22 protein-coding genes are annotated in these 23,744 nt (G+C 75.9%); 10 read left to right on the top strand and 12 right to left on the bottom strand.

Annotated elements, in window-relative coordinates:
* Window positions 1-255: 255 nt before the first annotated feature.
* Window positions 256-1,785 carry a glycosyltransferase family 39 protein gene (locus tag IFT45_RS10530; protein WP_192046422.1) on the top strand — a complete coding sequence of 510 codons (1,530 nt, stop codon included), beginning with the start codon at window positions 256-258 and terminating at the stop codon, window positions 1,783-1,785.
* An 82-nt stretch (window positions 1,786-1,867) separates the two neighbouring features.
* Here the strand turns inward: IFT45_RS10530 and rocD are convergent, their stop codons facing one another.
* Both rocD and ddaH read right to left on the bottom strand, forming a co-directional pair.
* Window positions 1,868-3,103 carry an ornithine--oxo-acid transaminase gene (rocD, locus tag IFT45_RS10525; RefSeq protein WP_192128052.1) on the bottom strand — a complete coding sequence of 412 codons (1,236 nt, stop codon included), beginning with the start codon at window positions 3,101-3,103 and terminating at the stop codon, window positions 1,868-1,870.
* Entirely contained in the window at window positions 3,100-3,978 is an 879-nt protein-coding gene (gene ddaH, locus IFT45_RS10520) for a dimethylargininase (protein ID WP_371810962.1), read from the bottom strand. Before ddaH ends, rocD begins: the two co-directional genes overlap by 4 nt.
* A gap of 104 nt (window positions 3,979-4,082) precedes the next feature.
* Between ddaH and IFT45_RS10515 the strand changes: the two genes are divergently transcribed.
* A complete protein-coding gene (locus tag IFT45_RS10515; RefSeq protein WP_056057962.1) occupies window positions 4,083-4,520 on the top strand; it encodes an Lrp/AsnC family transcriptional regulator in 438 nt (145 codons plus the stop codon).
* A gap of 74 nt (window positions 4,521-4,594) precedes the next feature.
* On the opposite strand, the gene IFT45_RS10510 is transcribed toward IFT45_RS10515, so the two are convergent.
* Complete coding sequence (locus IFT45_RS10510) at window positions 4,595-8,155, bottom strand: proline dehydrogenase family protein (RefSeq protein WP_192128050.1); 3,561 nt, start codon at window positions 8,153-8,155, stop codon at window positions 4,595-4,597.
* 59 nt (window positions 8,156-8,214) lie between these two features.
* Here IFT45_RS10510 and IFT45_RS10505 point away from each other — a divergent pair, with 59 nt between their 5' ends.
* Complete coding sequence (locus IFT45_RS10505; RefSeq protein WP_056057968.1) at window positions 8,215-8,712, top strand: MarR family winged helix-turn-helix transcriptional regulator; 498 nt, start codon at window positions 8,215-8,217, stop codon at window positions 8,710-8,712.
* Between the two features lie 69 nt (window positions 8,713-8,781).
* Here IFT45_RS10505 and IFT45_RS10500 read toward each other — a convergent pair whose 3' ends face one another.
* On the bottom strand, window positions 8,782-9,750 hold the full coding sequence (locus tag IFT45_RS10500) for a DNA-3-methyladenine glycosylase (protein ID WP_056057970.1): 969 nt from the start codon (window positions 9,748-9,750) through the stop codon (window positions 8,782-8,784).
* A 72-nt stretch (window positions 9,751-9,822) separates the two neighbouring features.
* On the opposite strand from IFT45_RS10500, the gene IFT45_RS10495 reads away from it, so the two are divergent.
* Window positions 9,823-10,533 (top strand): GntR family transcriptional regulator, encoded by a 711-nt coding sequence (locus tag IFT45_RS10495; RefSeq protein WP_185230651.1) that lies wholly within the window; start codon window positions 9,823-9,825, stop codon window positions 10,531-10,533.
* 79 nt (window positions 10,534-10,612) lie between these two features.
* On the opposite strand, the gene IFT45_RS10490 is transcribed toward IFT45_RS10495, so the two are convergent.
* Window positions 10,613-11,284, bottom strand: a complete 672-nt coding sequence (locus IFT45_RS10490; RefSeq protein WP_192128049.1) for a GntR family transcriptional regulator — start codon at window positions 11,282-11,284, stop codon at window positions 10,613-10,615.
* 159 nt (window positions 11,285-11,443) lie between these two features.
* On the opposite strand from IFT45_RS10490, the gene IFT45_RS10485 reads away from it, so the two are divergent.
* On the top strand, window positions 11,444-11,929 hold the full coding sequence (locus IFT45_RS10485) for a pyridoxamine 5'-phosphate oxidase family protein (protein WP_056057979.1): 486 nt from the start codon (window positions 11,444-11,446) through the stop codon (window positions 11,927-11,929).
* Window positions 11,930-11,962: 33 nt separating this feature from the next.
* Here the strand turns inward: IFT45_RS10485 and IFT45_RS10480 are convergent, their stop codons facing one another.
* Window positions 11,963-12,652, bottom strand: coding sequence for a hypothetical protein (locus IFT45_RS10480; protein WP_185230655.1), 690 nt, complete (start codon window positions 12,650-12,652; stop codon window positions 11,963-11,965).
* A 128-nt stretch (window positions 12,653-12,780) separates the two neighbouring features.
* On the opposite strand from IFT45_RS10480, the gene IFT45_RS10475 reads away from it, so the two are divergent.
* The 5 genes from IFT45_RS10475 to IFT45_RS10455 all read left to right on the top strand — a co-directional run bounded on the left by IFT45_RS10475 (window position 12,781) and on the right by IFT45_RS10455 (window position 17,375).
* Window positions 12,781-13,806: a 6-phosphofructokinase gene (locus tag IFT45_RS10475; RefSeq protein ID WP_056057987.1), complete on the top strand. Its 1,026-nt coding sequence runs from the start codon at window positions 12,781-12,783 to the stop codon at window positions 13,804-13,806.
* Between the two features lie 73 nt (window positions 13,807-13,879).
* Complete coding sequence (locus IFT45_RS10470) at window positions 13,880-14,851, top strand: MDR family oxidoreductase (protein WP_192128048.1); 972 nt, start codon at window positions 13,880-13,882, stop codon at window positions 14,849-14,851.
* A 192-nt stretch (window positions 14,852-15,043) separates the two neighbouring features.
* The gene (locus IFT45_RS10465) at window positions 15,044-15,733 is read left to right on the top strand and encodes a GntR family transcriptional regulator (RefSeq protein ID WP_056057993.1); all 690 of its coding nucleotides are present in this window, start codon (window positions 15,044-15,046) and stop codon (window positions 15,731-15,733) included.
* A complete protein-coding gene (locus tag IFT45_RS10460) occupies window positions 15,730-16,536 on the top strand; it encodes a GntR family transcriptional regulator (RefSeq protein ID WP_371810961.1) in 807 nt (268 codons plus the stop codon). Before IFT45_RS10465 ends, IFT45_RS10460 begins: the two co-directional genes overlap by 4 nt.
* Entirely contained in the window at window positions 16,533-17,375 is an 843-nt protein-coding gene (locus IFT45_RS10455; RefSeq protein WP_192128046.1) for an ATP-binding cassette domain-containing protein, read from the top strand. The genes IFT45_RS10460 and IFT45_RS10455 overlap by 4 nt, the downstream gene beginning before the upstream one ends.
* A 70-nt stretch (window positions 17,376-17,445) precedes the next feature.
* Here the strand turns inward: IFT45_RS10455 and hemL are convergent, their stop codons facing one another.
* The 6 genes from hemL to hemQ form a co-directional block, all read right to left on the bottom strand.
* On the bottom strand, window positions 17,446-18,783 hold the full coding sequence (gene hemL, locus IFT45_RS10450; RefSeq protein WP_056058004.1) for a glutamate-1-semialdehyde 2,1-aminomutase: 1,338 nt from the start codon (window positions 18,781-18,783) through the stop codon (window positions 17,446-17,448).
* The gene (hemB, locus tag IFT45_RS10445; RefSeq protein WP_185230663.1) at window positions 18,783-19,772 is read right to left on the bottom strand and encodes a porphobilinogen synthase; all 990 of its coding nucleotides are present in this window, start codon (window positions 19,770-19,772) and stop codon (window positions 18,783-18,785) included. Before hemB ends, hemL begins: the two co-directional genes overlap by 1 nt.
* Before the next feature lie 101 nt (window positions 19,773-19,873).
* Complete coding sequence (locus IFT45_RS10440) at window positions 19,874-20,677, bottom strand: uroporphyrinogen-III synthase (RefSeq protein WP_056058011.1); 804 nt, start codon at window positions 20,675-20,677, stop codon at window positions 19,874-19,876.
* The gene (gene hemC / locus IFT45_RS10435) at window positions 20,674-21,657 is read right to left on the bottom strand and encodes a hydroxymethylbilane synthase (RefSeq protein WP_185230664.1); all 984 of its coding nucleotides are present in this window, start codon (window positions 21,655-21,657) and stop codon (window positions 20,674-20,676) included. Before hemC ends, IFT45_RS10440 begins: the two co-directional genes overlap by 4 nt.
* Before the next feature lie 4 nt (window positions 21,658-21,661).
* Window positions 21,662-22,885, bottom strand: a complete 1,224-nt coding sequence (locus tag IFT45_RS10430) for a ferrochelatase (RefSeq protein WP_255465115.1) — start codon at window positions 22,883-22,885, stop codon at window positions 21,662-21,664.
* Entirely contained in the window at window positions 22,882-23,688 is an 807-nt protein-coding gene (gene hemQ / locus IFT45_RS10425; RefSeq protein WP_370543586.1) for a hydrogen peroxide-dependent heme synthase, read from the bottom strand. The genes IFT45_RS10430 and hemQ overlap by 4 nt, the downstream gene beginning before the upstream one ends.
* Window positions 23,689-23,744 lie beyond the last annotated feature (56 nt).

Genomic DNA, 23,744 nt, shown 5'->3' with positions numbered 1-23,744 from the left:
GCCGGGGGCTTTCTCGTTGCCCGGCGCGCTGCCGACGTGCCCGGGGCTCGCTCCCGGCCCGCCCGGGCCCGCTCGCAGCTCCCCCCGGGGTCGCTCGCGACGCGTCGGAGGGGCACCCGCTAGCATCGGACGACCGTCCCCGCGCCCGAAGAACCGAGAGGTCCACGGATCGATGCCGTGCCCAGCTGCCGAGAGCCACGCCGAGGGCCCCGCCGCCGCGGGGCCCGGCTCCCCTGACCTCCGGGCCGCCGTCGCGTGAGCATCGGGCACGACCCCGCGGTCGCACACCCCCGCAGCCGCTGGCTCGACCCCGTGGTCGCCGGCCTGGCGGCGCTGCTGGTGGGCTTCGCGGCGTCGTGGGTGCCGTCGTACTGGAGCGACGAGGCGACCACCCTCCAGGCCGCCCGCCTGCCCCTCGGTTCGCTGCTCGAGTTCACCCACCAGCGGGACGCCGTGCACACCGCCTACTACGTGGTGATGCACGCCTGGACGACCCTGTTCGGCGAGAGCACCCTCTCGACCCGCCTGCCGAGCGCCCTCGCCGCGGGGGCCGGCGCCGCGGGCCTCCTGGTGCTCGTGCGGATGCTGACGACGCGCACGACGGCCGTCCTCGCCGCCGGCATCTACGCGGTGCTGCCCCGGCTGACCCTCGAGGCGGCGGAGGCCCGGCCCTACGCCCTCACCGCCGCCCTCGCCGTCTGGGCGACCGTCCTCGTCCTGGTCGCCTCGCGGCGGCAGAGCCGGTGGTGGTGGGTCGCCTACGGCGCCGGCCTCGCGGCGTGCATCGCCGTGTTCGTGCCGATGGCGACGATCGTGCTCGTGCACGGCGTCTTCCTGCTGCTCGCCCCGGCGCAGCGACGTCGTCGGGGAGCGCGCCACCGCCTCCTCGGCTGGTCCATCTCGACCGGCGCCGCGCTGCTCGTCACCGCCCCGGTGATCGGCACGGTCATCCGCGAGCGCACTCGGCTGCTGGGCAACGGCGACCCCGCGACGGGCTCCGACGTCACCTGGTACTCGGTGCTCGTCGAGCCCTGGTTCGCGACCTCCGTGGCCTACGCCGTGCTGGGCGCCGCCCTGCTCATCCTGCTCGGCACGCGCCTCCGCGACCGCTCGCGCACCCCCGGCAGCGTCGTGCTGCTCGGCGCGCTCTGGGTCGTGCTGCCGACCGGCGTGATGCTGCTGGTCGGCCTCGCCATCGCGCCGCTCTTCCAGGCCCGGCTGGTGGCCTGGTCGGCGCCGGGCATGTGCCTGCTGCTGGCGGTCGCCATCACGGGGTTCCGGAGGCGGTGGGTCAGCATCGCCCTGATCGCCCTGCTGGTCGCGGCCTCGGTGCCGACGTACGTGCTGCAGCGGCTGCCCGACGGCAAGGGCGGCGGCGCCGACCTCGCGCAGGTCGCGAGCTACGTCGAGCAGCAGGCCCGCCCGGGCGATGCCGTCCTGCTCGACGCGACCGGGGTCGTCTCGACCCGGCCCCGCCAGGCTCTGTACGCCTACCCGCAGCGCTTCGCGGGGCTCGACGACGTGGCCTTCGTCAGCTCGGGCATCGCCGCCGGCCGGTTCACCGACGAGACGCTCCAGCTCGACGACGCCGACGACCGCGCCGAGCTCTCGGAGCGCCTCGCCGCCACCGACCGGGTCTGGATCGTCCGGCGCCAGGTCGACGTGCTGACCGACGACGACCGCGAGCTGCTCGAGGGCCTCGGCTTCGCGAACGCCCAGGAGCACCGCACGGGGCGGAGCGTCGTCTACCTCTTCGTCAAGCCCGAGGGGCGCGCGGGCGGCTGAGGCCCGGCCGGGCCTGGCCGAGCAGCCGGGGCGGCCAGGCGGTCGGTCCAGCCGGGCGGCCAGGCCGGCCGGCGACCCGACCTCAGGCGCGGAGGTCGCGCAGCACGGCCGCGAGCGTCGACACGAGCTCGTCGACCTCGGCCTCGGTGATCACCAGCGGCGGGGCGAGGCGGATGGTCGAGCCGTGCGTGTCCTTCGCGAGGACGCCGCGGCGCATGAGCTCCTCGCAGACCTCCCGCCCGGTGCCGACCGCAGGGTCGATGTCGACGCCCATCCACAGCCCGGCGCCGCGCACGGTGACGACGCCCCGGCCGATGAGGGCGTCGAGGCCCTCGCGCAGGCGGGCGCCGAGCCGCGCGGCCCGCTCTTGCCACTCGCCGGTCGCGAGCATGCGCACGACGGCGAGGCCGACGGCCGCCGCGAGCGGGTTGCCGCCGAACGTCGAGCCGTGCTCGCCGGGCCGCAGCACGCCGAGCACGTCGCGGTCGCCGACGACGGCGCTGACCGGCACGACGCCGCCGCCGAGGGCCTTGCCGAGCAGGTAGAGGTCGGGCACGACGTCGACGAGGTCGCAGCTCACGGTCGCGCCGGTGCGGCCGAGGCCCGACTGGATCTCGTCGGCGATGAACAGCACCCGGCGCTCCCGCGTGATGCGGCGCACCTCGGGCAGGTAGTCGGCCGGCGGCACGACGACGCCCGCCTCGCCCTGGATCGGCTCGAGCAGCACGGCCACCGTGTCGTCGTCGATCGCGGCCTCGAGCGCGGCGGAGTCGCCGTAGGGCACCGTGACGAAACCGGGGGTGTAGGGGCCGAAGTCGGCCCGCGCCTCCTCGTCGTCCGAGAAGCTGATGATCGTCGTGGTGCGGCCGTGGAAGTTGCCCGACGCCACGATGATCTTCGCGGCCCCGGGCCGCACGCCCTTGACGCGGTAGCCCCAGGCGCGCGCGACCTTGACGCCCGACTCGACGGCCTCGGCGCCGGTGTTCATCGGCAGCACCATCTGCTTGCCGAGCAGGGCGGCGAGCTCGGCGGCGAACGGGCCGAGCTGGTCGTTGTGGAACGCCCGGCTGGTCAGCGTCACCCGGTCGAGCTGGTCACGGGCGGCCGCGACGAGGGTCGGGTGGCCGTGGCCGAAGTTCACGGCCGAGTACGCGGCGAGGCAGTCGAGGTAGCGGCGGCCGTCGACGTCGGTGACCCAGGCGCCCTCGGCGGTCGCGACGACCACGGGCAGCGGGTGGTAGTTGTGGGCCAGCGCGGCGTCCTCGACGGCGATGGCCGCCTCGGTGGGGCCGGAGGCGCGGGTCGTGTCGATCGTCATCGTCGCAGCTCCAGGGTGCAGCACTTCACGCCGCCGCCGCCGAGCAGCAGCTCGGAGAGGTCGACGCCGACCGGCTCGTAGCCCCGCTCGCGCAGCTGTCGCGCGAACCCCGTGGCCTTCTCGGCGATCACCACGTGGAGACCGTCGCTGTAGCTGTTCAGGCCGAGGATGGTCGCGTCGTCGTCGCTGACCAGGACGGCGTCGGGGAACCGCTCGCGCAGCACGGCCAGGGAGGGCTCGTCGAAGGCGCTCTCGAGGTAGGCGATGTTCTGGGCGCCGCCCTCGACCGGCTCCGGGTCGAGCACGGCCACCGCGGTGTCGAGGTGGTAGAACCGCGGGTCGACCAGGGTCAGGCCGACGACCTCGCGACCGGTGACCCGGGCGAGCTCGGCGTGGGAGTCGGAGGCGCTGCGGAAGCCCGTGCCGGCGAGGATCACGTCGCCCACGAGGAGGAAGTCGCCCTCGCCCTCGTTGACCTCGACGGGCTCGGCGACGCGGAGGCCCGCCTCCCGGAACCACTCCATGTAGGCGGGGCCCTCGGGCTGGCGCTCGGGGTAGGTGAACTTGGCGCCGTAGGCGACGCCGTCGAGCACGAAGCCCCCGTTGGCCGCGTAGACCATGTCGGGCAGACCGGGCAGCGGGTCGATCAGCTCGACCTGGATGCCGAGCCGGAGGTAGGTCTCGTAAAGTGACTCCCACTGCCGCACGGCGAGCGACGTGGAGGTCGGCTTCGACGGGTCCATCCACGGGTTGATGCGGTAGCTGACCGTGAAGTGGTCGGGCCGGCACATCAGCACCGTGCGGCGGGAGGCCCGTCGCGTCGGCGCCGGCGAGGCGGCTGCGGAGGGCTGGGCGGTGGGGGCTGCGATGCTCACGCCAGCCAGTGTCACACGCAGCCTGCGCATCATGGACGCTCAGGACGCACTTAAGTTGCGCAGGCGAGGCCCACCGCGCAACTTTCTAGCGTAGGATGCCCGATGTGGACAACCTCGACTACGGCATCATCGACCTGCTGCGCCAGAACGCCCGGGCGGGCTACGGCGACATCGGCTCGTCGGTGGGCCTCAGCGCCTCCGCCGTGAAGCGACGCGTCGACCGCCTGGTGGCCGACGGCGTCATCAAGGGGTTCACGGTGCAGGTCGACCCCGCCGTCGACGGACTCGGCACGGAGGCGTTCGTCGAGCTCTTCTGCCGGGGAACCGTGTCGCCGGCCGAGCTGCAGCGCATCCTCAGCACCGTGCCGGAGGTGGTCGACGCCGGCACCGTCACGGGCAGCGCCGACGCGATCGTGCACATGCGCAGCCGCGACATCCCGTCGCTCGAGGAGGCGCTCGAGCGCGTCCGGAACGCCCCGAACGTCGACCACACCCGCAGCGCCATCGTGCTGTCGAAGCTGATCAGCCGCCAGCCCGCGTAGCGCGCCGCGCGCCTGGCGCGCTCCGTGCACCGAACGCGCGCCGCCCCCGCGGCGCGCGCGCGGACTCCCGCGCCCTACAGGCGCAGGTCGCGGAACGCCGGGTCGACGTGGCCGGCCCGGTGGGTGACCACCGCCACCGCCTGCTCGCGCACGAAGGGCAGCAGCTCGACCCGCCCCTCCTCCGTGACGTCGCCCGCGTGCACGACGACGTCGAGGCTGCCGCCGACGGCCACGGCGAGCGCCCGCGGGTCGCCGCCCACCATCCGGACGACGAGGTCGCGGTACCGAGCCACGGCCTCCGGGTCGGCGGCGGGCAGGTGCCCGTCTCCCCGGGCGTCCCGCGCGACGGCTCCCGCGGCCCCGGCGGCGGCCTCGTCGTCGGAGGCGCCCTCCGCCGCGTCGGGCTCGGCCGCCCGGGCCAGCAGCTCGAGGTCGTCGAGGGGGTCGGGCCGCCCGCCGCCGCGCTGCAGCAGGCCGGCGGCCGCCCGGGCACGGAACGCCTCGTCGCCCTCGACCACGATCTCGCCCACGCGGAGCGGGGCCCCGGGCGCCCGCACGAGCTGGACGAGCGCCGCCGGCAGGGGCACGGGCGAGCTCACGTCGACCGGGGCGCCGGCCCGCGCCGCCGCCACGAGGAGGCGCACCAGGTCGGCGAGGTCGCCGTCGGACGAGAGTCGGACGACGACCGGTCGCGCCCGGTGCCGCAGCAGGACCCTCTCGACGCCGGCTCCGACGGCCTCCCGGGGGGCGAAGACCGCCTGCCAGGCCTGCTCGTCGGAGACCGCGCCCGACCGGACGCGGTCGAACTGCTCGAACGACAGCCCGGAGCGGGCGGCCTCGATGACCGCCACCACCGCCTCCGACAGGCCGGTGAGGCGGAGCGACGCCTGCGGCTCGCGCGGCACGCTCCACCACCGCCCCTGGGCCACCACGGCGTCGGCACCGGTCGGCGAGACCATGCCCACGGACGAGCGGCCCCAGCCCGCCGCCGGCTGACGTCGGGCGGCGACGTCGGCGGTGCTGCCGTTCACGACGAGGGCACCGGCGTCGGTGCGGCGCACCCAGCGGGCCACCTCGTCGACGTCGCGCGAGGCGACGGCGGCCACGTGCCCGCCGCCGAGGGCGGCCTGGTGGGCGAGGGCCTCGTCGAGCGTGGCGACCCGCACGACGCGCAGCAGCGGGCCGCGGACGGCCTCGTCGACGACGCCCGGCTCGCCGACGCCCTCGACGACCCCGAGCGACCAGAGCGCGCCCTCGTCGTCGAGCTGACGGGGCTCGACCAGCCAGCGATCGCCCTCGCGCAGCGTCGTGAGCGCGGCCCGGAGGGCCGGCCCGGCGGGCTCGACGAGCGGGCCGAGGCGGGTGGAGAGGTCGTCGGCCCGCCCGACCTCGAGGCTCGTGACGGCGTCGACGAGCTGCCGGCGCAGGCGGGAGTCGTCACCGGCCGAGCCGACGAGCAGCACGTGGCTGGTCGCGACGCGCGAGCGGCCCGCGCCGGCGACCGCGCCGCGCACGATCGCGTCGACGGCGAGGTCGACGTCGGCGCTCGGCGTCACGACGACGACCCCGGGGGCGTCGAGCCGGGCGGTGAGCGGCAGGTCGGGCCGCCACGACCGGAAAAGGCGGGCCGTCTCGACCGAGCCCGAGAACACGACGCGGTCGACGGCGGGGTGCACGACGAGGTCGCGGCCGAGGTCGTCCTCGTCGAGCTCGGCGAGCGCCAGCAGCTCGGGCGGGACGCCGGCCGCCCAGAGCACCTCGCAGAGGACGGCGGAGGTGCGCCGCGCGCGGGGGTCGGGCTTCAGCACGACGCCGCTGCCGGCGGCGAGGGCCGCGGTCGCGCCCTCGGCGGGCGCCGCGAGGGCGGCGGCGGCGTCCGAGACCACGACCGTCAGCCGGGGAGGCGCCCAGCGCGCTCCCGTGACGCCCTCGAGGCCGCGCGCCAGGGCCGCGTGCCGCCGCGCCGCGTCGACCACCTCGCTGACCTGGTGGTCGGCCTCCCCGACCGTGGTGCCCGTCTCGCCGACCAGCACCTCGACCAGGGTCGTGCGGGCCGCGGCGAGCGCCGCGGCCGCCCTGTCGAGGAGCTGGGCCCGCGTGGCGGCCTCGGCGCGGCCCCACAGGACGCCGGCCTGGGCCGTGCGGGAGACGACCTCCTCGAGGGCGTCGCGGTCGAGCACGCGGGAGCGGCCGACGGTCTCCACGCCCGCGTGCGACGTCGCGGCGCGGGCCAGGACGCGACGGGCGGCCCGCCGACTGCGCTCGAGGGCCGGGTCGGTGTCGCCGACCCCGCCGTGACCGGGCGCGGCGGGCCGGGTGACGAGGTCGTCGCCCCGGGCCGCGAGCTCCGCCGCGGCGAGCCAGCGCTCGACCGCCGCGTCGAGGTCGTCGGCGGTGGCCTCCGCCGACTCGCTGAGCCGGTGGAGCAGCCACGGGACGGCCGCGTCGGGCTCGGCGTGCGGCGCGACCGGCACGTGCAGCACGAGCCCGCCGGCCTCGGCCAGCACGGCGTCGGCCTCGGCCGCTCCGAGCTCCGCCTCCAGGTCGAGCAGGTGCGTGACCTCCCGCGCCCGCGCGAGGGTCCAGGCGTGGGCGAGGTCGAGGCGGCCGCGGGCGGCGACCGCGACGTGGGCGACCTCGGCGTGGGCGGGGCGCAGCGCCCAGTCGAGCACGCGGTGGTGGGCGGCGTCGGCCTCGACCGGGGCCGGCGGCGTGGCGGCGGCCCAGCCGTGGCGGTCCGCCTCGGCGACCGCGGACGACGGGTCGCCGCCGGCGGAGAGCCGGACGCGGATCGGGGCGCCGCCGCGGGCGACGCGGCCGCGCGCCCAGTCGGTGAGCAGCTGGAGCGAGGGCAGCGAGTCGGGCAGGCCGGTGGGGAGCGCGACGCCGGCGACGAGGTCGCGCAGGTGAGGCTGGTCGAGGAGGCGCGTGAAGACGTCGATGGTGAGGTCGAGGTCGGCCGAGCTGGTCACCTCGAGGGTCACCAGCCGGGCGGGCTCGGCGGCCAGGGCCCGCTCGTAGAGCGGCGTGAGCCGCTCCACCGCGAGCGCGCTGGTCTCGTCGACGGCCCACGGGGAGGACGGCCCGACGACGGCGTCGACGGTCGTGCGGACGCCCGCGACGTCGTCGTGGCCGAGCACGGCGGTCAGCTCGGCGAGCCGCCGGTCGGCGCCGGCCCGGCCGAGCACCGCCGGGCCCAGCACGCTGACGTCGAGGCGGACGCCCTCGCGGGCCCGCAGCGCGGCCAGGGCAGCGCCGCGCTTCTCGGGCGCGGCGTCGACCACGAGGTGCTGCAACGTACGACGGAGCGCCTTCCGCGCCACGCCGATGACCGACCGCGGAGCGAGCGGGCCGAACCCGCCCGCGGCAGAGACGGCGGCGCGGAGGTGCCAGGGCAGCGTCGACGGCATCGAGCGGCTGAGCGCGTCGAGCGTGCGGGCCGCGACGGCGGGGTCGGCGGCCCCCAGCACGCCGTCGACGACCGCGAGGCTGAAGGCGAGCCCGTCCGGGTCTCGGACGACCGCGGTGAGGCGCGCGGCGTCGCGGTCGGCGGGGGACGCGGCGGCGGCCGCGGCCCAGCGACGTGCCGTCTCGACGGTCTGCTGCGGGAGGTCGGCGGCGCGCAGATCGGACATGAGCAGAGGATATGCCGCGCCGCCGACCCTGCCCTGGCACGCGTCCCTATGCTGGGCCCATGCCCGACCCGCTCACCGACGACGACTGGGCCGTCTGGGACGAGTTCTACGCGATGCGGCGCCGCCTCGACCGGGCCCTCGAGCTCCGGCTGCACCACGACTCCGGCGTCTCCGCCCCCGAGTACGAGATCCTCGTCGGGCTCGGGCGCAGCTCCGACCGGCGGCTCCGCGTGCGCGACATCGCCGAGCAGATCGGCTGGGAGAAGAGCCGCGTCAGCCACCAGGTCACCCGCATGGAGAGGCGCGGCCTAGTGCGGCGCTCCGACTGCTCGTCGGACGCCCGCGGCACGTGGGTCGAGCTGACCGCGGACGGCCGCCGGGCCATGCTCGCGGCGACCCGCGGGCACACCGAGGCCATCCGCCGCTACTTCGTCGAGGCGCTCGACGCCGACGCCGGAGTCGTCCGCGGGTTCTCCCAGCGCGTCCTCGCCGCGATCGGCGACGACGCCTCCCCCGACGCCCCCGCACCGCGGGCCGCCGACGCTCGGCCCTGCTGAGGGCCTGCCCGGCCTCTCGCCCACCGGGCCTCACGCCCACCGGGCCTCACGCCCACCGGGCCTTTCGCCTCAGTGCGACCGGTGGTCCTGGATCGTCATCCGCGGCCCGAACTTCGGCTTCGAGAAGCCGCTGCCGGTGATCAGGCGGACCACCCGGCCCCGGTGCCCCCGCCACGGCTCGAGCAGCTCGAGCATGCCGTCGTCGTCGACGGGCCGGCCGACGAGGGCCCAGCCCACGAGGGCGGCCAGGTGGTAGTCGCCGACGCTGGGCGCGTCGGGGTCGCCGTGCGCGCGCTGCATCGTCTCGGCGGCCGTCCAGACGCCGACGCCCGGCACGGAGCGGAGCCGGCGTTCGACCTCGGCGCCGCCGCGCCCCAGGGCGACGGTGCGCTCGAGCGACGCGGCCACGGCGCAGACCCGCATCACGGTGTCGGAGCGCTGCGGGCCGACGCCGGCCCGGTGCCACTCCCAGCTGGGCACCCGGCGCCAGGTGGCCGCGTCGGGCGGGACGGTGAGGCCCTCGGGCGCCGGCCCGGGCGCGGGGTCGCCGTGGCGGCGCACCAGCTCGCGCCAGGCCCGCCAGGCCTCGCGGCTCGTCACCTTCTGCTCGAGCACCGCGGGCACGAGCGACTCGACGACCAGGCCCGTGCGCGAGAGCCGCAGGCCCGGTGCCCGGTGCCGCGCGGCGGCGAGGAAGTCGACCCCCGAGACGTCGAGCCCCGACCAGTCGTCGCCCTCGCCGAGCATCTCGGGCACGGAGGCCAGCAGCCACTCGGCGCCGGGGCCCCAGGTCGCCGCGTGGACGCCGTCACGCCCGGAGGTCAGGCACAGGGTGGCCGCGCCCGCCGGGGTGCGGACGGCCCGCCACAGCTGGCCGCCGACCGCCCGCCACGCGGGGTCGCCCGCGCCGCGGGCGAGCGGCCGGAGGGTGGCCCGGACGTCGACGGGGGCCGCGGGCGACCAGGTGCTCTCGAGCGGCGCGGCGTCGTCGCCCGGCACGGCGCCCGCGGAGGCGTCGAGGGCCGGTGAGAGCGTCATGCGGCGATGGTAGGCGACGGCGCCGACATCTCACCCGCGACACGGCCGACCATGAGACGTATGATGTTCCACGTGTCCGACGACGGAGGAGCCATGCCTGTACCTGAGCGACCCACGCGCGGCCCGCGCCGACTCCTCCGCGACCTGACCTTCGAGTCGGTCCTCGGCGCGATCGTCGACGGCACGCTGCGGCCGGGCGAGCGCCTCTTCGAGGACGACATCGCGACCTGGCTGGGCGTCTCGAAGACCCCGGTGAAGGAGGCGCTGGCCCGGTTGGCGAACCAGGGCCTGGTCGAGATCGAGGCGAACCGCTTCACGCGCGTCGCGCCGGCCACGGCCGCCGACCTGCTCGACTCGCTCGAGCTGCTCGGGCTCCTGCACGGCGTCGCCGTGAGGTCCGCGGGCGACGCCGACCCGGTCGAGGTGTCGCGCCTCGCGGCCACGGTCGTCCGGGTGCTCGACCGGCCCGGGGCCACCTGCTCCGACCTGCTGGCCGCGACGGGCGCCTTCCTGCCGGTCTCGGGCAACCCCCTCGCGCGGCAGGCCTCCGAGCCGCTGCAGAACCGCACGGCCTTCCTCTCGCGGCACCTCGCGCTGCCCCTCGACTCCCCCTCGCTCGCCGCCCCCGTGGCCGAGCTGCGCCGGGCCCTCGACCACCGGGAGTGGTGCGCCGCGGGCGACGCGGTCGTGACACTGCTCGGCCGGCGCACGCTCGAGCCGCTGCTCGGCAGCGTGCCCGCCCCCGAGCTCGTCGCGACGGGTCGCCACCGCACCTCCCGGTGACCCGGGCGCGGGCGGCCGGCCCGTCAGACCCGGGCGCGGGCGGCCGGCCCGTCAGACCCGGGCGCGGGCGGCCGGCCCGTCAGGCCGCGACGCCCGCGACCACGCGGTCGTCGAGCCGCACCAGGGCCGCGCCCCAGGCGCCGGGCTCCCCCGCCGCGGCGGCGTGACGGGCGGCCGCGAGGCCCTGCACGAGCAGGCCCGCGTCGGCCTCGCCCCCGACCCCCGAGGCGTGGTGGTGCAGCAGGAGGCCGAGGTGCTCGAGCACCGCGCCGAGCGACCGGTTCGCCGAGAACGCGGCGAGCGCGGCGCCCACCTCGCACAGGGTGGTCGTGACCGCGGCCGCCGCCTCGGGGGCGCCGGCGCGCACCTCCCCGCACCGCGCCTCCCCCGCCTCGAGGGCTCGCACGAGGCCGGCCCGGCCCGCGGGCTCGGCCGCGGCGACATCGGCGTCGGCGAGGGCCCAGAGGCCCCAGGTGGTGCGCACGAGGTCGGTCAGCAGCTCGGGGCGGGCCGGCGCGATGCGCGTGACCCGGGTCGAGGTCGTCTCGACCAGCCCCAGGTCGCCCAGCCGCGCGAGCGCCATGCGGATCGGGGTGCGCGAGACGCAGAGCCAGGCCGAGAGGTCGTGGTCGCGGATGCGCTCCGCCGGCTCGAACGTGCCGTCGAGGATGGCCTCGAGCAGCCGGTCGTACACCTCGTCTCGGTGCAGGCGGCGGGGGATGCGCATGGTCGTCGTGGTGGGGACCGGCACGGGGACCTCCTCGATGTACAGAACTGGAGTTCCACGGTAGGGCATGTATGCCCTTCGGCGCGAGGGGGAGGACCGAGCCGACCGGATCGGCGCCGCTCCGGGGTACGACGCGGCGGTCCCTGGGAGGGGCGGTGCGCCTCCCCGGGTAGCTTCGGCGCCATGACCGAGACCAACGACATCCGCCGCGTCGCCGAGGTGCTCGACGCCGCCCGCATCGGGATCCTCACCACCCAGAGCGCGCGCCAGCGCCTCGTCAGCCGCCCGCTCGCCGTCGTCGACCGCGAGTTCGACGGCAAGGTGTACTTCTTCACGCCCGACCCCTCGCCCAAGGTCGACGACATCAAGGCGCACCCCCACGTCAACGTCGCCGTCGAGACGGGCAAGGGCTGGCTCTCGCTCGCCGGCGAGGCCTCGATCGTCAAGGACCGCGCCCTGATCGACGAGTTCTGGAGCGCGGGCACCGAGGCCTGGTTCGACCAGGGCAAGGACGACCCGACCGTCGCCCTCATCGAGGTCGACGTCGAGACGGCGGAGTACTGGGTCAGCAACGAGCCGAAGGCCGTGACCTTCCTCAAGTACGCGAAGGCCGCCGTGACCGGCGGGCACCCGCAGAACATCGCCGACACGGGCACCGTCGCCCTGTAGGAGGCGCGGTGAGGGCCGACAGCGCCGGCCCGGTCAGTCGCAGGTGACGCCGCGGCCCTGGTCGTCGACGTACTCGCCCGGCCCGAGCTGGGCGCACGTCGACGACAGCCGGGCGGCGTAGTCGAGGGCGGAGACGCCCGCGACGAGGCCGACGACGATCATGACGCTCGAGACGACGAGGCCGACGCGGGCCAGGGCGGCCGACGCCCCCGCCGCCGCGGCCCGCCGGGCGGCCACGAGGCCGAAGACGAGGCCGAGCGGGGCCGCGAAGACCCCGAAGACGACCGAGGCGACGGCGAGGCCGCGACCCTCGTCGGCGCCGTCGCGCGGCCGCGGCGGCGGGGGCCACTCGTCGTCGCCGACGGCGAAGTACGAGCCGACCCCGGGGGCGGCGGGGGCCGGCCAGGTCAGGGCGTCCTGCGCCGACGAGGCCTGCGGCGCGGCGGCCTGCGGGGGCGCGGCCTGCGGGGCCCACTGCGCCGCCGCCGTCGCGGCCGCGGGCGCGGGGAACGGCTGCGGGTGCTGCGGGAACGGCTGCGGCGACTGACCCCCGACCTGCGGGAACGGCTGACCGGCCCAGGCCTGGTCGGCCCCGCCCTGCCCGGGCGCCCCCTGCCGCGCGGGCGGGGGCTGCACCTCGGCGCGCGGCCGCTGCTCGCCGGGCGCCGGGCGGGCGAAGCGGGCCCAGGGCGACGGGGGCCGCGGGGCGGGCTGGTCGGTCATGCGCACGAGGCTAGCAACCGCGGCCGACGGCGACCCCGGCCGTCGGGGCTGCCGTCCAGCCGCGGGTGCGCCATGATGGGACCGATCTCGGCCGGCCCGACGGGCCCGACATGCGACGGAGCAGCGCGATGCGAATCGGTATCCTCACCAGCGGCGGCGACTGCCCCGGCCTGAACGCGGTCATCCGCGGGGCCGTGCTCAAGGGCACGACGATCCACGGGCAGGAGTTCGTCGGCTTCCGCGACGGCTGGCGGGGCGTCGTCGACGGCGACGTCATGCCGCTCACGCGGAAGGAGATCCAGGGCATCGCCAAGCAGGGCGGCACCATCCTGGGCACGAGCCGCACCAACCCGTTCGAGGGCGACGGCGGCGTCGCGCGCATCAGCGAGGTGATGGACCGCTTCGGCATCGACGCCATCATGGCGATCGGCGGCGAGGGCACCCTGGCGGCGGCCAAGCGCCTCACCGACGAGGGCCTGAAGATCGTCGGCGTGCCGAAGACCGTCGACAACGACCTCGGCGCCACCGACTACACGTTCGGCTTCGACACGGCCGTGCAGGTCGCCACCGACGCCATGGACCGCCTGCGCACCACGGGCGACTCGCACAGCCGCTGCATGGTGGCCGAGGTGATGGGCCGCCACGTCGGCTGGATCGCGCTGCACTCGGGCATGGCCGCCGGCGCGCACGCCATCCTCATCCCCGAGCAGGCGACGAGCATGGACCAGATCGTCGCGTGGGTGAAGGCCGCCTACGACCGCGGCCGGGCGCCGCTCGTCGTGGTCGCCGAGGGCTTCGTGCCCGACCACGAGAGCGACGCCCACTCCGAGCGGGGCCTCGACGCCTTCGGGCGCCCGCGCCTCGGCGGCATCGGCGAGCGCCTCGCGCCGGTGATCGAGGAGCGCACCGGGATCGAGACGCGGGCGACGACGCTCGGCCACATCCAGCGCGGCGGCACCCCCACCTCCTACGACCGCGTGCTGGCGACCCGCCTCGGCATGGCCGCGAGCGACAGCGTGGTCGAGGGCCGCTGGGGCCGCATGGTGGCGCTGCGCGGCACCGACATCGTGCACGTCTCGTTCGAGGAGGCCCTCGACAGCCTCAAGACGGTCCCGCAGCACCGCTACGACGAGGCCGCCATCCTCTTCGGCTGAGCGACCGCCGAGGAGGCGCCCCGTCGCCGGGCGGGGAGGGCCGCGCCCCAGCCCGCGCGCGTAGCGTGTCGCCATGCGCGCCGTCGTCGTCGAGAGTGACCGCCCCGCCTCCGTGCGGGAGATCGAGCAGGAGTTCCTGGGCACGGGCGACGTCGTCGTCGACGTGACCTGGTCGAGCCTGAACTACAAGGACGGCATGGCCCTGGCGGGCGACCCCGGCGTGGCCCGCACGCTGCCGCTCGTGCCGGGCATCGACCTCGTGGGCACCGTCGCGACCAGCGCCTCCCCCGCCGTGTCGCCGGGCGACCTGGTCGTGCTGAACGGCGCGGGCATCGGTGAGAGCCGGCACGGCGGCTTCGCCGAGCGGGCCGTGGTCGACGCGGGCTCGCTCGTGCTCGTGCCCGAGGGCGTCTCCGCCCGGCAGGCGGCCGCCGTCGGCACCGCGGGCTTCACCGCGATGCTCAGCGTGCTGCGGCTCGAGCGCGACGTCCGCCCCGGCGACGGCGAGGTCGTCGTGACCGGGGCCGCGGGAGGCGTGGGCTCGGTGGCGATCGCGCTGCTGAGCCGTCTCGGGTACTCGGTCACCGCCTCCTCGGGTCGCGTCGACGAGCTGGGCGGGTACCTGCGCGGCCTCGGCGCCACGACGGTCGTCGACCGCTCCGAGCTCGCCGAGGCCGGCCGGCCCGTGCAGCGTGCCCGCTGGGCCGGAGGGATCGACTCGGTGGGCAGCACGACGCTCGCCTCCGTGCTCGCGCAGACGCGGTGGGGCGGCACCGTGACCGCCTGCGGGCTCGCGCAGGGCGCCGACCTGCCGACCTCGGTGCTGCCGTTCATCCTCCGCGCCGTGTCGCTCGCCGGCGTCAACTCGGTCGACGCCCCGGTCGAGCTGCGCCGCGAAGCGTGGGCGAGGCTCGCGACCGACCTCGACCTCGACCTGCTCGACTCGATGACGACGGAGGTGGGCCTCTCGGAGGTCGTGGAGCTCGGGCCCCGCATCGTGGCCGGGTCGGTGCGCGGCCGGACCGTCGTCGACGTGCGCCGCTGAGCGCTCGTCACGAAGTCACGGCGTGGGCTCGCCACGGCGGCCCCGACCGTACTAAGGTCGTGTGAAGTACCGGATACCCGATACGTCCTCGTACATGGTGGTGCGACATGCGCCTCGACCGGTGACCAGGGCCCCGCCCTGGGCCGTGAGCCCGTCGCACCCCCACTCCCGCCCCCGAACAGGAGCACCCGGATGCCGATCCCCACCCTGACCGACCAGCCGCCCGCCCCCCGCCGCCTGCTGCGCGACGTCGTCTACGACAAGATGTTCGACGCGATCATCGACGGCACCCTCGAGTTCGGCGAGCGCCTCAACGACGACCAGCTGGTCGCCTGGCTCGGCGTCTCGCGCACCCCCGTCCGCGAGGCCATCGCCAAGCTCGCCGACCAGGCCCTCGTCGACATCGAGGCGAACCGGTACACGCGCATCGTCGCGCCGACCTTCGCCGAGTTCACCGACACCGTCGAGACCGGCTACCAGGTCTGGGCCCTCGTCGTCGAGCGCGGCGTGCCCGCCCTCACCAAGGAGCAGCGCAAGGAGGTGACGGCGATCCTCGACCGCCGCCTCACCGCGTTCTCGAAGCGCAAGCCCGAAGACGTCGCCGATCTCGTCCGCATGAACGAGCTCCTGCTCGACGCCTCCGGCAGCTCGTCGCTCCGTCGCCTCTGGGCGGCCACCGGGCCGCGCCTCCTGCTCGTCCTCCGTCGCCCCGCGACCGACGGGATGTACCCGTGGGAGCAGGCCGTCGAGCTGACCCGCGGCCTGCGCGACGCGGTCGCGGACGGCGACGGCGAGGCCGCGGCCCGCCTCGTCCGCGAGCAGCCGGCCTCGTTCGGCGCGTACTTCGACGAGGTCTCCGGCAGCGGCATCTACGCTGCGTGACCTCCCGGGCGGCCCTGCGACGAGCAGGGCCGCCCGACCGGCGCCGACCCGCGCCTCCCCCGCACCACCAGCACCCCCGCACCACCAGCACCCTGCAGGAGCGAGACACCGTGCCCATCCCCGTGCCCGACGCCGTCCCCACGCCCCGACGCCTGCTGCGCGACGTCGTCTTCGACCGCCTCGTCACCGCGATCGGCGACGGCACGCTCGAGTTCGGCGAGCGACTCAACGACGACCAGCTCGTCACGTGGCTCGGCGTCAGCCGCACCCCCGTGCGCGAGGCGATCGCGAAGCTCGAGGAGCTCGGCCTGGTCGAGATCGAGGCCAACCGGTACACCCGCGTGGTGACGCCGACGGCAGAGCTCTTCGAGGACTGCTCGACCACCATCCTCGGCCTCTGGTCGCTCGCGGCGACCCGGGGCGTGGCGACGATGAGCGACGCCGACGTCGCCGAGATCACGCGCCTCGCCGAGCTGCGCCTGAGCGACGGCGTCGTCGAGACGCCCGAGTCGATCGACGCCATGTTCGCGCTCTTCGACGTGCTCATGCGCGCGGCCGGGAGCCCGACGCTGCTCGCCTGCGCCGAGCCCGTCTCACGCCTCACCACGGTGATGTTCCGCCGCCTCGCCGAGAACTCGGCATACCCCTGGCAGCTCGGTGCCTCGACGACGACCTCCGTGGCCGAGGGCGTCGCCCGGCGCGACGCCGAGGGGGTCGCCGACCTGCTGCAGCGGCAGTCGGCCGCCCTGGCCCCGTTCTTCGCGGCCGTCCGGGAGACCGGCTTCTACGCCGCGCAGGCGTGACCGGGGGCCTCGCCGACGCACCCCCCGAGCCGGTCGGCGGGGCCCCGCTCGTCCTCGCCGTCGAGCACGTGCGCGTCACCCGACAGGGCCGCGACCTGCTCGACGACGTCTCGCTGCACGTGCGCGCGGGCGAGCACTGGGCGCTGATCGGCCCGAACGGCGCCGGCAAGACGACACTGCTTACGCTCGCCGGGGCCCTCGGGCACCCCACGAGCGGCACCGTCGACGTGCTCGGCCACCGGCTCGGCCGCGTCGACCTCCGCGAGCTCCGGCAGCACGTGGGCCACGTCGACCCCCGGCACCGCGTGCTCGGCGACGCGACCGTGCGCGAGGTCGTGCTCACCGGGCTGACGGGCAGCACCGACCCCGTGGCGCGGTGGCGGCCCACCCCGGAGCAGGAGGCGCGCGCCGACCTGCTCACCGCCTCCGTCGGGCTGGAGTCGCGGCGCGAGGGGCTCTGGAGCGTCCTCTCGCAGGGTGAACGCGGCCGGGCCCTGATCGCCCGCGCGCTGCTCGTCGAGCCCGCCCTGCTCCTCCTCGACGAACCGGCCACGGGCCTCGACGTCGCCGCGCGCGAGCACCTGCTCGACACCGTCGACGCCCTGCGGCTCGCGCACCCGGAGGTCGCGTCGGTCACCGTGACCCACCACCTCGAAGACCTGCCGGCGAGCACCACCCACGCGCTGCTGCTGCGCGACGGCCGGGTGGCGGCGTCGGGCCCGGCCGACGAGGTGCTCACGTCGGAGCTCGTCTCGGCGGCCTTCGACCACCCGCTGGCGATCGACCGCGTCGACGGGCGCTGGCGGGCGCGCTCCCGGCCGCGGACGACGTCGAGGTGACCCGATCGGGGCCCTCGACCGTGGTCGGGGCCCCGATCGAGTCACCTCGACGTGCGGCGGGCGCCGCGCGCTACGCGGTGGCGGCGGCGGCCGCCCGCGCGGCGGCGGGCAGTGCGTCGACGATGCGCGACACGGCCGCCTCGTCGTGCGCCGCCGTCACGAACCACGCCTCGTAGACCGACGGCGGCAGCGAGACCCCGGCGTCGAGCATCGCGTGGAAGAACGGCGGGTAGCGCCAGGTGTCCTGCGCGCGCATGTCGTCGTAGTCGACCGGCGTCGTGTCGGTGAAGGCGAACGAGAAGAGCGACCCGGCGCGCTGCACCGTGTGCGCCACGCCCTCCGCCGACAGGGCCGACGAGACCTCGGCCGACAGCTGGTCGGCGAGCGAGTCGAGCTTCGCGTAGACCTCGGGGGTCGCGAGCCGCAGCGTCGCGATGCCGGCGGCCACGGCGACGGGGTTCCCGCTCAGCGTGCCCGCCTGGTAGACCGGCCCCAGCGGGGCGAGGAAGTCCATCACCTCGGCGCGGCCGCCGAGCGCGGCGAGCGGCAGGCCGCCGCCGATGACCTTGCCGAAGGTGACGAGGTCGGGCTCCCAGCCCGCGCCGTCGGGCACGACCTGGGCGGCCTCGAGGCCCCACCAGCCGGCGGGCCCGACCCGGAACCCCGTGAGCACCTCGTCGACGATCAGCAGCGCGCCGTGGCGCTTCGTGATCTCCGACAGGCCGCGGTTGAAGCCGCGCACCGGGGGCAGCACGCCCATGTTCGCCGAGGCCGCCTCGACGATGACGGCCGCGATGCGCGGGCCGTGCTCGTCGAACACGGCGCGCACGGCGTCGAGGTCGTTGTACGGCACGACGAGGGTCTGGGCGGCCGTCTCGGCGGTGATGCCCGCCGAGCCCGGCAGCGACAGGGTCGCGACGCCCGAGCCGGCCTCGGCCAGCAGCGAGTCGGAGTGCCCGTGGTAGTGCCCGGCGAACTTCACGAGAAGGTCGCGCCCGGTGTAGCCGCGGGCCAGGCGGATCGCCGTCATGGTCGCCTCGGTGCCGGTCGACACCATGCGGATCTTGCCGATCGGGTGCGCGTCGCCGACGGCCACGCGCTCGCGCACGAGCTCGGCCAGCTCGGTCTCGCCCGGGGTCGACGCCCCGAACGACAGGCCGCGCGCCGCCGCCTCCTGCACGGCCCGGACGACCTCGGGGTGGGCGTGGCCGAGGATGGCCGGGCCCCACGAGGCGACGAGGTCGACGTACTCGCGCCCCTCGGCGTCGATAACGTGGGGGCCGCGGGCTCCGACGAGGAAGCGGGGCGTGCCTCCCACGCTGCCGTAGGCGCGCACCGGCGAGTTGACCCCGCCCGGGATGGACTGCTTGGCGCGGGTGAAGTAGTGGTCGTTGCTGTGGTCGCTCATCAGAGGTGCCCCTTCCGGAGGCGCGTGGCCAGGTCGGTCGCCCAGTACGTCAGGATCGTGTCGGCTCCCGCGCGCTTGATCGACAGGACGCTCTCGTACGAGGCGGCGTCCGCGTCGATCCAGCCGTTCGCGGCGGCGGCCTGGATCATCGCGTACTCGCCGCTGATCTGGTACGCCCAGACCGGCACGGGGCTCATCGCCGCGGTCTCGGCGAGCACGTCGAGGTAGCTCATCGCGGGCTTGACCATCACGATGTCGGCCCCCTCGGCGAGGTCGAGCTCGACCTCGCGGATGCCCTCGCGGCCGTTCGCCGCGTCCTGCTGGTAGGTGCGACGGTCGCCGACGAGGGTCGACTGCACGGCCTCGCGGAACGGGCCGTAGAACGCCGAGGCGTACTTGGCGGCGTAGGCGAGCAGCGCGGTGCCGCCGTGGCCGGCGTCGTCGAGGGCCTCGCGGGCCGAGCCGATCTGGCCGTCCATCATGCCGCTCATGCCGATCAGCTCGCTGCCGGCGTCGGCCTGCACGACCGCCATCTCGTCGTAGCGCGCGAGCGTGGCGTCGTTGTCGACCGAGCCGTCGTCGGCGAGGACGCCGCAGTGGCCGTGGTCGGTGAACTCGTCGAGGCAGAGGTCGGTCTGCACGACGAGGGCGCCGCCGGCCGCGTCGGCGGCGACGCGGGTCGCGACGTTGAGGATGCCCTGCGGGTCGGTGGCGCCCGAGCCGACGGCGTCCTTCTCGAGCGGCACGCCGAAGAGCATGACGCCGCCGACGCCGGCCTCGGCGGCCTCCTCGACGGCACGCGGGAGGCTCGCGAGGCTGTGGTGCACGACGCCCGGCATCGAGCTGATCGGCTGGGGCTCGTCGATGCCCTCGCGCACGAACATCGGCAGCACGAGGTCGGCGGGGTGCAGCCGGGTCTCGGCGACCAGGCGGCGCATGGCGGGGGTCGCGCGGAGGCGACGGGGGCGGACTCGGGGGAACTGCGACATGGTCCTTCTCGGGTGATCAGGTGCGGGGGCCGGTGCCGCGCTCGTGGCGCGGACGGACGGAGGGGCGGGAGGCGCGGGGCACGTCGTGCGCGCCCCGCGCCTCAGAGCGCCTCGTCGAGGCGAGGGGCCTCGGGCGGGGCGTCGGCCGCGAGCGCGCTCGCGTGGTCGACGACGGCCTCGACGAGCGAGGCGGCGGAGCGGGTCTCGGCGATCAGGTGCACGGGCAGCCCCGCGGCACGGGCGTCGAAGGCGGTGCGGGGGCCGATGCACGCGACGAGCGTCGACTCGGGCAGGGGCGCGAGCTGGGCCGCGATCTGCCGGGCGACGCTGCCGGAGGTGACGAGCACCACCGAGATCGAGCCGGAGGCGACGTCGGCGGCGACCTCGTCGCTCACCGGCACGCCCACGGTGCGGTAGGCCGCGACGAACTCCGCGTCGAAGCCTCGGGCCGAGAGGCCGGCGACGAGGGTCGGCTCGGCGATGTCGGACTGCGGCACGAGCACGCGGCCCGTGACGTCGGAACCCGGCCACTCCTTGACGAGGCCGCGGGCGCTGTTGTCGCCCTCGGGCACGAAGTCGACGCGGTACCCCGACAGGGTCAGGGCCGCCGCGGTCGTCTCGCCGACGGCGGCGATGCGCGTCTCGGCCGGCGGGCGGATGCCGTGGCCGACCAGCACGTCGACGGTGGTGGCGCTCGTGACGACGAGCCACTCGTAGACGCCGGCCTGCAGCCGGGCGAGGGCCGCCGCGAGCAGCTCGGGCGTCTCGGCCGGGGCGAAGTTGATCAGCGGTGCGATGACGGGCGAGGCGCCGAACGAGCGCAGCGACGCCGAGACGCCGTCGCCCCACTTGCCGCCGCGGGGCACGAGCACCCGGGCGCCCTTCAGCGGCTTGCCGGCGGTCACGAGGCGCTCCCGACCGGGTCGCCGCCGCCGGGGCCCTCGCCGAGCGGGGCGAGGTCGGCGGCGCCGAGCTCGAGCAGCTCGGTGACGACGCGGCCGGCGACCTCGTGCACGTCGACGAGCTGGTCGGCGAGCGAGCCGCCCTCCAGCGAGACCGCGTGCGAGGCGCTGACGTGGGCACCGCCGTCGGGCCGGTAGACCGTGGCGCTGAGCAGCAGCAGGCCGGCGTCGACGACCGCGGTGGCGCCGATCGGCGCCGAGCAGCCGGCCTCGAGCGCGGCGAGCACCTGGCGCTCGGCGGTGACGACGAGACGCGTCTCGCGGTGGTCGACGGCCCGGAGCGCGCGGGCGAGGTCCGGGTCGGGGTCGCCCTCGCGCACCTCGACGGCGAGCGCGCCCTGGCCGGGGGCGCTCGGCCACGGGCCGAGGCCGAGGAAGTCGGTGACCTGGTCGAGGCGGCCGAGACGGCCGAGGCCGGCCGCGGAGAGCACGACGGCGTCGAGGTCGTCGGTCACCCGGCGGAGGCGCGTGTCGACGTTGCCGCGGATGGGCACGACCTCGAGGTCGGGCCGTGCCGACAGCAGCTGTGCGACCCGGCGGGGCGAGCCGGTGCCGACCCGGGCGCCCTGCGGCAGGGTCTCGAGGGTCAGGCCGTCGCGGGCGCAGAGCGCGTCGCGGGCGTCGGCGCGGCCCGGGATCGCCCCGATCACGAGGCCCGGGTGGGAGGCGGTGGGCAGGTCCTTGAGGGAGTGCACCAGCACGTCGCACTCGTCGGCGAGCAGCGCCGCGCGCAGGGCGCTGGCGAAGACGCCCGTGCCGCCGAGCGACAGCGACTCACCGGTCGCCTGGGTGCGGTCGCCCTCGGTGTGGACGCGCACGAGCTCGACGTCGTGGCCGGTGGCCTCCGCGAGCCGCTCGGCGATCGTCGTCGACTGCGCGACGGCGAGGGCGCTGGCCCGCGTTCCTACTCGGAGGGTGGTCACGTCGCTACGGCACCAATCCCGAGACGGCGGGCTTGAAGCCGAGGCGCACGTTCTCGCAGCAGCCCGGCCGGCAGACGTCGTACCAGGGGCCGATGTCGGTGAGGTGCGGGCGGTCCTCCGCCGGGACGCCCTCGACGCGCTCGAGCACGAGGTCGACGAGGCCGGTGACGTAGTTCGGGTCGATGCCGGGGGTGGGCGTGCGCGTGGCCCAGAAGCCGTTCTTCTCGCTCGTCTCCAGCGCCTCCTCGTCGAGGTCCCACATGACCTCCATGTGGTCGCTCACGAAGCCGAGGGGCACGATGACGACGGCCCGCGTCGGGCCGCCGGCGAGGTCGTCGATGGCGTCGTTGATGTCGGGCTCCAGCCACGGCATCGAGGGCGGGCCGCTGCGCGACTGGTAGACGAGCTGCCAGGGCACGGTCGTCCCTCCCTCGGCGGGGGCCTCGAGGCCAAGGCCCGCCTCGGCGGCGGCCATGACGACCTCCGCGACGGCCTTGTGCTGGGCGGCGTAGGCGCCCTCCTCGTCGAAGCCGCGCGCCTGGGGGCCGCTCTTCGCCGCGTCGGTCGACGGGATGGAGTGGGTGGCGAACAGCACCTGCACCTCGGTCGCGAGGTCGAGGCCCTCGTTCTCGGCCCGGGCCTTCTCGAGGCCCTCGCGGACGCCGTCGATGAAGGGCTGGACGAAGCCGGGGTGGTCGAAGAACTGGCGCACCTTGTCGATCATGACCTTGCCCTCGAGGCCGGTCGCCTCGAGCGCCATCGCGAAGTCCTCGCGGTACTGGCGGCACGAGCTGTACGACGAGTAAGCGCTGGTGGCGACGGCGATCAGCTTCGTGAAGCCTCGCTCGTCGGCCTCGCGCACGGCGTCGGCCATGTAGGGATCCCAGTTGCGGTTGCCCCAGATCACGGGCAGGTCGACGCCACGGCGGGCCAGCTCGCCCTCGAGGGCGACCTTCAGCTCGCGGTTGTGCTGGTTGATCGGGCTCACGCCGCCGAAGTGGCGGTAGTGGGTCGCGACCTCCTCGAGGCGCTCCTCGGGGATGCCCCGGCCGCGCGTGACGTTGCGGAGGAAGGGGATGACGTCGTCCTGGCCCTCGGGCCCGCCGAAGCCAGCCAGCAGGATGGCGTCGTACTCGGTGGGCTCGCTCACGTGCTCGGGGCCCTGGGCGGCCGCGGGGGTGGCGGCCCGCACGAGCTGGCCGTTGGTGATGCCGGTGGTGTCAGTCACGACAGGACCTCGATGATCTCGGTGGTGGTGAGGCGGCGGCCCGTGTAGAACGGCACCTCTTCGCGGACGTGGCGGCGGGCCTCCGTGTAGCGGAGGTCGCGCATGAGGTCGACGAGCTGCACGAGCTCGGGAGCCTCGAGCGCGAGGATCCACTCGTAGTCGCCGAGCGAGAAGCTCGCCACGGTGTTGGTGAGGACGGCGCGGTGGGCGGCGCCCTGCTTGCCGTGGTCGGCGAGCATCTGACGACGCTCCTCCTCGGGCAGCAGGTACCACTCGTAGCTGCGCACGAACGGGTAGACGGTGAGCCAGGCCTCGGGCTCCGCGCCCCGCATGAAGGCGGGGCTGTGGCTGCGCGAGAACTCCGCCTGGCGGTGCATGCCCATGGCGTTCCAGGTCGGCAGCAGTCCGCCGAGCACGTCGGTGCGGAGGAGGCGGCGGTACGCCGACTGGATCGCCTCGGGGACCTCGCCGTGCAGCCAGATCATCAGGTCGGCGTCGGCGCGGAGCGCGCTCACGTCGTAGAAGCCGCGGACGACGACGCCCTCGCCGGCGAGCTCGGCCACGAGCTCGTCGAGCTGCGGGACGTCGTCGAGGTCGGGGGCGTAGGGGTTCTGCGGGTCGCGACGCAGCACGGCCCAGAGCGTGTAGCCGAGGGTCTCGGCGGGCTGGTCGCCGGGGGTGCCCTCGGGCGACGGGGCCGGGCCGGAGTCGGCGGTGCGGGGGTGGGTCGGCTCACCCGTGAGGGCGGCGGGGGAATCAGACGTCGGCAGCTCGGGGACTGGCGCGTCGGCGCTGGGACTCATGCTCATCATTCTCCTCCCGCCACGGCTGGGAACCCAACCAGGTAGCAGCACGTCGA

Source organism: Frigoribacterium sp. CFBP 13707, assembly GCF_014842245.1.
Lineage (GTDB): Bacteria > Actinomycetota > Actinomycetes > Actinomycetales > Microbacteriaceae > Frigoribacterium > Frigoribacterium endophyticum.
This window is presented reverse-complemented; position numbering and strand designations above follow the sequence as displayed.

Bases quoted from the DNA above. Each gene is read 5' to 3' on its own strand.
- rocD (WP_192128052.1), bottom strand. From the start codon at position 3,103: ATGACGATCGACACGACCCGCGCCTCCGGCCCCACCGAGGCGGCCATC.
- IFT45_RS10510 (WP_192128050.1), bottom strand. From the start codon at position 8,155: ATGTCCGATCTGCGCGCCGCCGACCTCCCGCAGCAGACCGTCGAGACG.
- IFT45_RS10505 (WP_056057968.1), top strand. From the start codon at position 8,215: ATGCCCGACCCGCTCACCGACGACGACTGGGCCGTCTGGGACGAGTTC.
- IFT45_RS10500 (WP_056057970.1), bottom strand. From the start codon at position 9,750: ATGACGCTCTCACCGGCCCTCGACGCCTCCGCGGGCGCCGTGCCGGGC.
- IFT45_RS10485 (WP_056057979.1), top strand. From the start codon at position 11,444: ATGACCGAGACCAACGACATCCGCCGCGTCGCCGAGGTGCTCGACGCC.
- IFT45_RS10480 (WP_185230655.1), bottom strand. From the start codon at position 12,652: ATGACCGACCAGCCCGCCCCGCGGCCCCCGTCGCCCTGGGCCCGCTTC.
- IFT45_RS10475 (WP_056057987.1), top strand. From the start codon at position 12,781: ATGCGAATCGGTATCCTCACCAGCGGCGGCGACTGCCCCGGCCTGAAC.
- IFT45_RS10470 (WP_192128048.1), top strand. From the start codon at position 13,880: ATGCGCGCCGTCGTCGTCGAGAGTGACCGCCCCGCCTCCGTGCGGGAG.
- IFT45_RS10465 (WP_056057993.1), top strand. From the start codon at position 15,044: ATGCCGATCCCCACCCTGACCGACCAGCCGCCCGCCCCCCGCCGCCTG.
- hemL (WP_056058004.1), bottom strand. From the start codon at position 18,783: ATGAGCGACCACAGCAACGACCACTACTTCACCCGCGCCAAGCAGTCC.
- hemB (WP_185230663.1), bottom strand. From the start codon at position 19,772: ATGTCGCAGTTCCCCCGAGTCCGCCCCCGTCGCCTCCGCGCGACCCCC.
- hemQ (WP_370543586.1), bottom strand. From the start codon at position 23,688: ATGAGTCCCAGCGCCGACGCGCCAGTCCCCGAGCTGCCGACGTCTGAT.